The following is an 11,357-nucleotide window of genomic DNA, read 5'->3' as shown; positions in this document are numbered from 1 at the left end:
TTTTGAAGTGGATATGTATAGACTATAAAGATGCTGACTTGTAGCGAAGCGGAAAGCTACGCAGTGAAACGAGTTCAGCATGACGCGTGGTGGGGTAAATTGATGCGGTTTAACAATGTGGTCTGTGCGGACACAGACCACGGAGCATCAGGTATTATTTCGTTTTCTTAACCCCTATTGCTTTAATAAGATTTCTAGTTCTTTTTCCTTAATTTTTAATATGGTTCCGTGTCTTAAACCTTTTGGTAAGGAGATTTTATCGGAAACATCAGTCCAGTTTTTTAAATCTGCAGATTGGATTGCGCCATATTTATGGTCGCGGTACTTATCAAAATACACCATCCAATTATTGTCGATTTTTAAAGTTGTTGGTCCTTCGGCCCAATAATTTCCCGTAATTGGATTTCCCGCCTTGCTGTAAGGACCAACCAATTGATCGGCATAAGCTATTTTGATATTCTTTTGGGCAGGCTCGCGGGTCTCGTCTTTTAAAAACATGATAAACTGTTTCCCGTTTTTTACAATAGTAGCATCAATCACATTAAAACCCGGATCGTAAAGCAGTTTGGTTTCCGAATAGGTTTTGAAATCTTTGGTGGTAACGTAATACATACGGTGATTGTAACCGCTTTCTTCAGTTGAGGCCGTTTCATTAAACTTACCCGTAATAGTTGTGGCCCAATATATCATATAGGTCTTGGTATGGCTATCGTAAGTGATTTCAGGTGCCCAGGTATTTCTCGCACTATCTTCTTTAGCCATTACCGGTAAAAACTGCTGCTCGCTCCAGTTAATCAGGTCTTTCGAACTGGCATAACCGATACCTTTATCTTTCCAACTTACTGTCCAAACCATGTGAAATAAGCCATCAGCCCCTCGGATAATGCAAGGATCTCTCATCAGTTTATCTTTACTTACCTTGGGCGTAAGGAACGATTGATCATTTTTAAGCGCGGTCCATTTGTATGCATCGTTACTATAGGCCAGATGCAACCCGTCTTCCCCATTACCTTTAAAATAGGCAAAGAGATAAACATCCTTTTTCGATTGTGCCTGGGCATTAAAAAAAAACGATAGTAAGATTATAGAAAGGTATATGAGTTTTTTCATCATTTTATTTTTATTCTACAACGATTACAGATCCGCCAAAAGGATTCGTGTTACGGGCTGATTTACAATTTTGTATCTGGCTTGTCGCTTAACCATTTGAATAGAAGAAGCAATAGCAGCATGATACTGGTTATTTTGTTTCATGAGCTTATTTTAATTCGAGAACAACAACAGATTGAGCAGGTAATTCTACTTTAAGTGCATTGCCCGATTTTTTTGCACCGCTAAATTTCGCATTGTGCACTTTGTTCGAATCGCTAAACGTATTTACATCGGTAAGTTTGGCTGAGGTTAAAATCTGTCCTGTAACTGAGCTCCATTTTAACCCATCTAAAACGGTGCTTAAGGCAATTTTCTTGTTCGGATCTAAATTCACCAATGAAATATGGATAACGCCGCTAGCATCCTGAGAGGCAGAAACATTTAAAGCCGGAATTTTTTGATCGCCTACAGTATAATCAGGACTGGTAAAGGCAATCGGTAGATATTTGGCATCCTGATGCACTTTGTACAGATCAAAAACATGATAAGTAGGGGTTAAGATCATTTTATCCTTTTCGGTTAAAATTATGGCCTGTAAAACATTAATTGTTTGTGCCAGGTTGGCTACTTTAACACGATCGGAATGGTTATTAAAGATATTCAAAGTTGTACCAGCAATTAAAGCATCGCGTAAACTGTTCTGTTGATACAAGAAACCAGGGTTTGTTCCAGGTTCTACATCCGTCCAGATTCCCCATTCGTCAACCACTAAAGCCACTTTCTTTTTAGGATCGTATTTATCCATTATTGCTGAGTGTTTGGTTACCAGTTCTTCCATTTTTAAACAGTTTTTCATGGTCGAAAAATATTGTGCCTCATCAAATTTGGTAGCCGATCCTTTTTTGCCCCAGTTTCCTGTTGGAATGGTGTAATAGTGTAAAGTTAATCCCCACATCTGGTCGCCGATGTTTTTCATGCAGGTTTCTGTCCAGTTGTAATCGTCGGAGTTTGCGCCGCTGGCAATTCTTTTTAGCGGAGCGCCCGGATAATTACGTGCATAAGTGGCATACCTGCGGTATAAATCAGAATAATAAGCAGGTGTCATGTTTCCTCCGCAACCCCAGCTTTCGTTACCCACACCCCAGAAGGAAACTTTCCATGGTTTTTCTCTACCATTTTGGCTGCGGATGGCCGTCATCGGGCTTACACCATCAAAGTTCAGGTATTCAACCCATTTGGCCATTTCTTCAACGGTTCCGCTGCCTACATTGCCTGCAATGTAAGGTTCGCAATCGAGCATCTGACAGAGGTCTAGAAATTCGTGTGTACCAAAACTATTGTCTTCAGTTACGCCGCCCCAGTTGGTATTTACCATTTTCGGACGTTGATTTCTCGGCCCTATGCCATCTCTCCAATGGTATTCATCGGCAAAACAGCCGCCTGGCCAACGCAGGTTTGGAACTTTTATCTTCTTTAAAGCATCTACAATATCTAAACGGATTCTTCCTTTATTGGGAATAGTCGAATTTTCATCCACCCAAAAACCATCATAGATACAGCGGCCCAAATGCTCGGAAAAATGACCGTAAATGTGCTTGCTAACCATCTGATCACCAGCAGGTTTAATGGTTAACTGGGTTTCGCTTTGTGCGTGCACTAAAATAGAACTGCAGAATACAGCCGCAGATAAGATAAGTTTTTTCATCATGATCTCGTTAAATCTATTGGTTAAATGGGATTTTGATAACGTTAAAAGAATAAGGTTTTAAAGTGATGTTGAGTTTTTTGCCTTTCAGGTTAATAGCGCTTTTTTGTGGGCTTACCGCTTCGGGATTTTCGAAAGAGTTGAGTTGATTTAGGTTACTGCTGGCTATTTCCTCATTGGTGGCCTTACTCTTTAGTTTCATTTTTCCTTCCAGGTCGAAATCTATGTTTTGTGCCTGATCGGAATTGTTGGCAATTTTAATGATCAGTTCTTTTTTTGTCTGATCGGTTACCGCAGAAGCGTAAAGTCCGTCCTGACCGATAATGTTCTTTTCATCGAGTGTAACCGAAACCACATCGGTTCCTTTATTCGTAGAAAACTGTTTCTGTACATAATAATCGGGTGTTCCGTACGATTTCAGGTTATCTACCCAGATCATATCAGGTGCCCATTGCCAGGCATCGATATGGGCAAAAAGAGGCGCATAAGAGGCCATCTGTACCACATCGGCATTGCGCTCCAAGCCTGTCATCAACGAAGCCGAAGCTAAGGCACTTTGCCAGTTGTTGCGGTTACTTCCAATTATACTATTGTCTGCATGGACGGCATATTCACCAACAAAAACCTTCGATCCGTTTCTTGGATAGGTATCGTAACGCCCGGCATTTTTCAAAAACCAATCAGCTGGGCGGTAATAGTGTTCATCGATAAAATCGGCATTATTGCTTCTTAAAGTGGTATTCAATAAGTCAAACCGATCGCCATCAGGACCGGTGCCAGAGCTATAGATCAGTTTAAAATCCGGATATTTGGCTTTTATGGCCTTGGTGAAAATCGCTAGTCTTTCCAGGTACTGTGGGCCCCAGTTTTCGTTTCCAACACCCATCATTTTTAAATTGAAAGGTTTTGGATGACCAAGATCTGCCCTCATTTTTCCCCATTTGGTAGTTACATCGCCATTGGCAAATTCGATCAGGTCCAGCGCATCCTGAACATAGGGATCGAGCTCGTCAAGTGAAGCCACTTCGGCTGAATTATACTGACAGGCCATGCCGCAATTTAGTATCGGAAGGGCATCAGATCCTATATCTTCTGCCAGCTGGAAATATTCGAAAAAACCTAACCCAAAACTCTGGTAATAATCAGGTGCAGGTCGGTGTGCAAATTCAATATTCCAGCGGTTCATCAACAGTTGTCTGTTTTCGATGGGGCCGATGGTTTTTTTCCACTGATAACGGTTGGCCAGATCGGTTCCTTCTACAATGCAGCCACCGGGGAAACGGATAAAACCGGGCTTCATGTCAGCAAGTAACTGTACCATATCGGCCCTTAACCCCTGCGGACGGTTTTTCCAGGTGTCGCTGGGAAATAACGAAATCATATCCAGATCGATATTTCCTTTTCCCTGGAACCCAATGGCAAATTTTGCTTTTGGATCGGTTTCGGTAGCGGTGAAACTTGCCGACTGTTTTTTCCAGTCGCTACCCGTTTGGTCGGGTGTTAAACTTCCCTGTCCGATAACTTTATTGTTCGCATCTTTTAACAGGAGTACAAGTTTAACCCCAGGAGTTGATTGACGGTACATCACAGAAAAATCGTAACGCAGGCCTTTTTTTACGCCCATGCCTTTAAAACCTTCGTTTACAAGTTCAAAATCGTCGGTTTGTTTTTTTACCTGTAAATACCGTGGATTGGCGGTGTTCACCTCTTTCCGGTTCACCACCAATATCTCGCCTTCCTGTGGTTTTTTTGGTTGAAAAGTCCAGCCCATCAGCGGTTTTGCAAATTCAAATGAGCGGTTTTTGATCAGTTCGGCATAAATGCCGCCATCGGCGCCAAAGTTGATGTCTTCAAAAAAAACGCCCCACATATTGGGCTGCACCTTGGCAATGGAGTGGTCTGTTTTAACTTTGATCACTTTTGCAGTTTGTGCCTGTACTTCGGAAGTGTACCCGATTCCAATTGCTGCATACGCCAGGCATGCCGAAAACACACTTTTTACAGGGTAATTTAATTTCATACGGTTTAATATTTGGAAGATCCTAATGGTAAAAGTAAAATATTTAAAATAATAAACGTTATCTAAACATTTATTTTTTTATCCATCTACGATTTTGTTGGTAAATTCTACAATCTTAGCACTGGGGAAAATGATGGAAGAATCTCAAATATGGATTAAGGTAGTAAAAGGGTTTAGTAAAGTAACTTTTTACTTGATGTTTAAAATTTATTTAGCAAAAACCTCTAAAATCTTTCTTATAACATATTGTCATCGTCAAAAAGCAGGATACTACAGGATGCACCTTAGGGATATACTATTTACATTCGACATGAATCATTTATGGCTGCTACCAACGGCTGTTATGATCCGCTAACCAATAACACATGATGAGCCTTCGTTTTTTCAATATTCAAATATTGACTATTTTATTCAGTAGGGCTTTTATGTGCGAAATAGCTGGTTCACATGCTTGATAAAAGAACTATGAATCTTAAAAAATATACTTTGCTTGGCTTTTTAAGCGCAGCAACACTTTGTGGTTCGGCGCAACAAAAAGTTACAGATAAACAATTGGTTAAACTCTTTTTTGAGAAATCATACCTACAGGTAGACCGCAGTTATTACAGCACTGGCGAAGATGTATGGTTTAGCGCCTATTTGGTAAATGGAAAAAGCAGCAGTTTAACCGCTACCAGCAATAATTTATATGTGGAGCTGCTTTCGCCAAAATCGGAAGTTTTAGACCGGAAAATGATCAGGTTGGATGGTGGACTAGGAAAGGGAGATTTTAAACTGAAAGATTCTATTCCTTCTGGTTGGTACGCCATTAGGGCTTACACCAATTGGATGCGAAACTTTGGCGATGATTTTGTTTTTCAAAAACGGATTCACATTAGCAATAACATTATTGAAAACGCTTCTTATTTTACCCGAAATCCGGTCAAAAAAAACGATATTTCCAATTCAAAAAAATCCATTGCCTTTTTCCCGGAGGGTGGTTCGCTGGTTGAAGGATTAAGCAGTATTGTAGCCTTTAAAACCAATGATGACATTGGAAATGGGATTAAAGCCACAGGAAGTGTAATCTCATCAAAAGGAGATACCGTAACTGCCTTTCAAAGTACCGATGCAGGTATGGGCATTTTTGCTTTTACGCCAAAAGCAGATGAGAAATATAAGGTTGAGGGCTTTTATGGCAAAGAAAAATTTACATCAGAAATGCCCTTAAGCCTTAAAAAAGGCCTCTCATTACATATTACTACCGATTCTTTAAATATCAAAGCAAGTATTAGTGCTAACGAGTTAATGTTCGGCGAGTTGAAGGATAAAAGCATTTCGCTTGTAATTAAACATGCAGGCGATAATATTTATTCCGGATCGATCAAATTAAGTAAAGCTATAGTATCGGTATCTATCCCAACAAAAGGTTTTCCGAATGGTATTGCAAGCATAACCCTGCTAGATGACCAGAACAGGCCTAACTGTGAACGGCTTATTTTTATACAAGACGAAAATAAGGTCAATTTCTCAATAAGCCCAAACAAAGCAGCTTATAAACCAAGAGAAAAAGTGATTATTAAGGTAAAAGCGACCAATTTTCTTGGTCAGCCAGCTAAAACGGCATTTTCCTTAGCTGCTGTTGATGGGCTTATTCCAGATGATGGAAATGATATTGTTTCGTATTTGATGCTACAATCGGAATTAAAGGGAGATATTAAAAACGCTGCACAATATTTTGATGCTAAAAATCCATCTCGTTTAAAACAGCTCGACTTATTGTTGCTTACCCAGGGCTGGAGAGATTATATCTGGAGAAAACTGGCCGATTCGGCTATTAAAATAAGTTGTTTACCTGAGCCTGGCATCACAATTAAAGGATTGGTAAAAGAGAAACTGGCCGATAAACCCATTCCGAATATGAATATCACCCTGTTTGGTACCAACTTTACAGGTAATAAAATCTATACTACGAAAACCGATCAGAACGGACGTTATTTTCTGGATGGACTCACTTGGTATGGCAATCAAACGGTAAAAATTTCATCAAAAGATGATAAAGGGAAAAAGGGTGGTTGGCTGCAGATCGATACGCTGATTAAACCTTTAAATTTAGCGCCGTTAAAAACAATCTCATCTGGAATTTCGAACACCTTGAATGTAGAAATCGGTAAACGCATGGATTATAACCGCACTTACAAGTTTGGCGATTCGATCAGTTTAAACGATATTGAAATTAAGGCCGCCCAGAATAACAAGGTGGTTCTGTTTCAGGATGTACTTACTTCATTTGGGTATCCTGAGGAAGTTTTCAACATTACAGCAGCCGATTATTCTTACAAAGGATTGGAGCATTTTCTGTTAACAAAGGCCAAAGGAAGTTATCCGGCAGAAGATAACGATACGCTGGGAAATGAAGGAGTCACCTTTATCGCCAATGGAAAAAAAGTTAGGCCGGTTATTAAAGTAAACAATAGAGAAGAGCTCTTTACTGAGCGCTTGGATTACTACAGTTTAACCATGGATCAGATTAACCAGGTTAGAATTCAGCATTTGCTAAACAGCAGTGGAAAAGATGTGTACCTCATCAGCCTTAATTTAAAAGATGAGGCTTTGCGCGGACCAAATCTAGATTTGCTAAACCTAAATTTAAACGGTTATTATGCCGCAAGGACTTTTTATTCGCCAAATTATAGCAGTCCGGCAACACCAAATAAAGATTTACGTACTACTATTTTCTGGACACCAGCTGTAAAAACCAATGAAAATGGCGAAGCAACTATCACTTATTTTAACGGAGATAACAAAGCCGATATTTTGATCAAAGCCGATGGAATTACTGATAAAGGGGTGGCTGTATCGGCGAAAACAGTCTATAAAGTTCAATAAACCATGAATCGATTATATTTATTAATTAAGTTTCCACATAAGTCATGATGATCAAAACCATTACAGTTTCCTGCTTTATGATCAGCTTGTTCTTTGCTACACAGCTTTTCGGCCAGCGCCAAATGGAAAAATTGGGCCGTGGAGTAATCGCCGTACGGCAAAATAGCGACTCTGTTTATATAGCCTGGCGGATGTTGGGTACCGATGCCGATGACATTGCTTTTAACCTATACCGCAAAAGCGGAAATAATGAAGCCATAAAACTCAATCACGATCCCATTACCAAGAGCACTAATTTTGTAGATGCTGGGGTTAAATTCGATCTTTCGAACAGCTATTTTGTAAAACCCATTTTAAAAGGCAGTGAATTGGAAGCCAGTAAATCTTTTACGTTGCCAGCCAAGCCACCTATTCAGCAATATTTAACTATTCCATTAAAAACACCAGCAGGCTACACGCCTAATGATGCTTCAGTAGGCGATTTAGATGGAGATGGTGAATATGAAATTGTATTGCACCAAACTGGCCGGAGTAGGGATAATTCATCAAACGGTATTACCGATCCGCCGATTTTTCAAGCCTATAAATTAGATGGAACTTTTTTGTGGGAGATTAATTTGGGAAAAAATATCCGTGAAGGCGCTCATTATACCCAATTTATGGTGTACGATCTGGATGGTGATGGTATTGCCGAAATGGTATGTAAAACTGCCGATGGAACGGTAGATGGCAAAGGAAAAGTAATTGGCGATGCGACTAAAGATTGGCGCAATCCCAACGGTAAAATATTAGATGGCCCTGAATTTTTAACCGTATTTAGCGGTAAAACGGGAGAGGCATTAGCCACATCAGATTATATTCCTGCCCGTGGCAATATTGGTGCCTGGGGCGGTAGAGGTGGAAACGGAAAAAACGATAATACGGGTAACCGTGTAGATCGGTTTAATGCCTGCGTGGCCTATTTAGATGGTATCCATCCAAGTGTAGTGATGTGCAGAGGCTATTACGGCAGAACGGTTTTGGCGGCCTGGGACTGGCATAATGGTAAACTAACCTCGCGATGGGTATTTGATACCAAAGATGCTAAAAACTCATTTTCTGGGCAGGGAAACCATAACCTAACCGTTGCTGACGTAGACCAGGATGGAAAAGATGAAATTATTTACGGTTCGATGTGTGTAGATGATGATGGAAAGGGGCTGTACTCTACGGGCCTAAGGCATGGTGATGCCATTCATGTTTCAGACCTTGATCCGGAGCGCCCTGGGTTAGAAGTTTTTGGTGTACACGAAATAGAAGAAGGTACAAAAGGCCCCGGTGCGGCGGTGTATGATGCCAAAACAGGCAAAATATTATGGGAAGGATCGCAAGACGAAGATGTGGGCAGAGGTGTGGCCGATAATATCGATAATACCCGTTTTGGCGCACAGATGTGGTGGTCGGGATCAAATGGATTATTTGATATCAAGGGCAATCGGATCGGTAATCAGCCCCGATCAACCAATTTTTTAATTTATTGGGATGGTGATTTGTCAAGGGAACTTTTAGATGGAAACCACATCGATAAATACAACGGAGGACGGCTTTTTACAGCAGATGGAGCTGTTTCGAACAACGGAACTAAATCTACACCTGCTTTAAGTGCTGATATTTTTGGCGATTGGCGTGAAGAATTGATCTTAAGGTCTTATGATAACCAAAGCCTTAGAATTTACACCTCAACTATACCGACTGTGTACCGCAATTATACACTAATGCACGATCCGCAATACCGTTTAAGTATTGCCTGGCAAAACGATGGCTATAACCAACCCCCGCATACTGGGTTTTACTTCGGTTTTGGAATGAAGAAAGCACCAAAACCTAACATTGTACTTATTGAATCCAAAAAATAATCATGTGCACCATAAATAAATTTTAACAGAACAAGAATGAAAAAATATAGCTTTATCCCGGCGGGAATGATCATCGTCATTTCTTTTTTTGCTTTTATCGCTCAGCATAAACCCGCATTACATACCATTGGCGATTCTACAGTCCGCAACTCAAACAAAGAAACCTGGGGCTGGGGAACGCCGATCGCTTCCCTGTTTGATACGACAAAAATCCATATTGAAAATAATGCCATGGCTGGAAGAAGTACACGAACTTTCTTATCGGAGGGTAGATGGGACAAAGTTTTAGAAACATTAAAACCGGGTGATTTTGTTACCATGCAGTTCGGTCACAATGATGGAAGTGTTCCTGATACTACAAAAGTAGGTAGAAGAGGCGTGTTAAAAGGATCGGGTGAAGAAACCAAAGTATTAACCTGGCCGGATGGAAAAGTAGAAACTGTACATACCTATGGCTGGTATATCCGCAAATTTGTGCGTGAAACCAAAGCAAAAGGGGCCACACCGATTGTACTTTCGATGATCCCCAGGAATATTTTTAAAGATGGTAAAGTGCTTCGAGCCAATAACGATTTCGGGAAATGGGCCGATGATGTAGCCAAAGAAGAAAATGCCTATTTTGTAGACCTGAATAAAATAACGGCCGATAAATATGATGCGCTCGGTCCGGATAAGGTAAAACGCTATTTCCCAGGCGATCATACCCATACCAATTTGGAAGGTGCAAAAGTTAATGCGGCCTCTGTTGTAGAAGGAATCAGGGAATTAAAAGATTGTAATTTGAAAAAGTATCTAAAAGACTAGAAGTCGGAGGTACGAAAGTCCGATGTCCGAAGACTAAAGACTAAAGCTGAAAGACCAAAGACAAAATAAATCTGTGTAATCCAACAATCGGTGTAATCATCCCGAAGGTTGTAATCAATTAATCTGTGTAATCAACGATGAAATCAACTAAATACCTACCCCTTATTCTCTTAACTGCTTTTATTATTTTTTCTTCCTGCATTATCTTAAAACAGCAGGCAAAACCCACTTTATTCCTCATTGGCGATTCGACCGTTAAAAATGGAAAAGGCAAAGGCGATGGCACTTTATGGGGCTGGGGAAGTTTTATCGGAAATTTATTTAATAGCGAAAAAATCAATGTCGAAAACGATGCCCTTGGCGGTACCAGTAGTCGTACTTTTCAAACCAATGGTTTGTGGGATGCTGTTTTGGCTAAGGTGAAGAAAGGCGATTACGTGATGATGCAATTTGGTCATAACGATAGCAGCCCATTAGATGATACCGCCCGTGCCCGCGGCACCATAAAAGGCATCGGAACGGAAAGCAAGGAAATTTACAACCCGATTAAGAAAAAACAGGAAGTGGTTTATACTTATGGCTGGTACCTGCGCAAATTTATCAGCGATATTAAAGCTAAAGGCGCAACAGCGATTGTATGTTCATCGATTCCACGTAATCCGGTTAAAGATAATGCCATAGTTTTAGCCAACGATAGTTACGCAGGTTGGGCCGAAGAGGTGGCAAAAGCCGAAAAAGTCGATTTCATTCCATTGAATCAGATCATTAAAGATAAGTATGCTACTTTAAGCGCGACTGAGGTAAAGGCATTTTTTACCGAGAAAGATCATACGCACACCAACGAAGCAGGAGCGAAATTAAATGCAACTGCTGTTGTAGAAGGCCTAAAGAAATTAAAAAACAATAAACTGAATAGCTACCTGAAATAAGCCATTGAGCAGGATACTACAGGATGCTTTCCTGCCAATATTGT

At 40.4% G+C, this 11,357-nt stretch carries 7 protein-coding genes; 4 read left to right on the top strand and 3 right to left on the bottom strand.

The window, feature by feature from the left end:
- Nucleotides 1-174 precede the first annotated feature (174 nt).
- The 3 genes from EYS08_RS20195 to EYS08_RS20185 all read right to left on the bottom strand — a co-directional run bounded on the left by EYS08_RS20195 (nucleotide 175) and on the right by EYS08_RS20185 (nucleotide 4,817).
- Nucleotides 175-1,110, bottom strand: a complete 936-nt coding sequence (locus tag EYS08_RS20195; protein ID WP_131031811.1) for a glycoside hydrolase family 43 protein — start codon at nucleotides 1,108-1,110, stop codon at nucleotides 175-177.
- 148 nt (nucleotides 1,111-1,258) lie between these two features.
- On the bottom strand, nucleotides 1,259-2,800 hold the full coding sequence (locus EYS08_RS20190; protein WP_244216004.1) for an alpha-N-arabinofuranosidase: 1,542 nt from the start codon (nucleotides 2,798-2,800) through the stop codon (nucleotides 1,259-1,261).
- A 13-nt stretch (nucleotides 2,801-2,813) separates the two neighbouring features.
- Nucleotides 2,814-4,817, bottom strand: coding sequence for an alpha-L-arabinofuranosidase C-terminal domain-containing protein (locus tag EYS08_RS20185; RefSeq protein ID WP_131031810.1), 2,004 nt, complete (start codon nucleotides 4,815-4,817; stop codon nucleotides 2,814-2,816).
- Nucleotides 4,818-5,282: 465 nt separating this feature from the next.
- Between EYS08_RS20185 and EYS08_RS20180 the strand changes: the two genes are divergently transcribed.
- From EYS08_RS20180 to EYS08_RS20165, 4 genes are all read left to right on the top strand, one after another.
- Nucleotides 5,283-7,685 (top strand): carboxypeptidase-like regulatory domain-containing protein, encoded by a 2,403-nt coding sequence (locus EYS08_RS20180; protein WP_165456528.1) that lies wholly within the window; start codon nucleotides 5,283-5,285, stop codon nucleotides 7,683-7,685.
- A 44-nt stretch (nucleotides 7,686-7,729) separates the two neighbouring features.
- Nucleotides 7,730-9,580, top strand: coding sequence for a rhamnogalacturonan lyase (locus tag EYS08_RS20175; RefSeq protein WP_131031808.1), 1,851 nt, complete (start codon nucleotides 7,730-7,732; stop codon nucleotides 9,578-9,580).
- A 36-nt stretch (nucleotides 9,581-9,616) separates the two neighbouring features.
- A complete protein-coding gene (locus tag EYS08_RS20170; protein WP_131031807.1) occupies nucleotides 9,617-10,384 on the top strand; it encodes a rhamnogalacturonan acetylesterase in 768 nt (255 codons plus the stop codon).
- Between the two features lie 137 nt (nucleotides 10,385-10,521).
- A complete protein-coding gene (locus tag EYS08_RS20165) occupies nucleotides 10,522-11,313 on the top strand; it encodes a rhamnogalacturonan acetylesterase (RefSeq protein WP_131031806.1) in 792 nt (263 codons plus the stop codon).
- Nucleotides 11,314-11,357: the final 44 nt, after the last annotated feature.

Source organism: Pedobacter kyonggii, from assembly GCF_004310665.1.
GTDB lineage: Bacteria > Bacteroidota > Bacteroidia > Sphingobacteriales > Sphingobacteriaceae > Pedobacter > Pedobacter kyonggii.
Note: the sequence above shows the minus strand (reverse complement) of the source record. Positions and strands in the feature narration are given on the sequence as shown.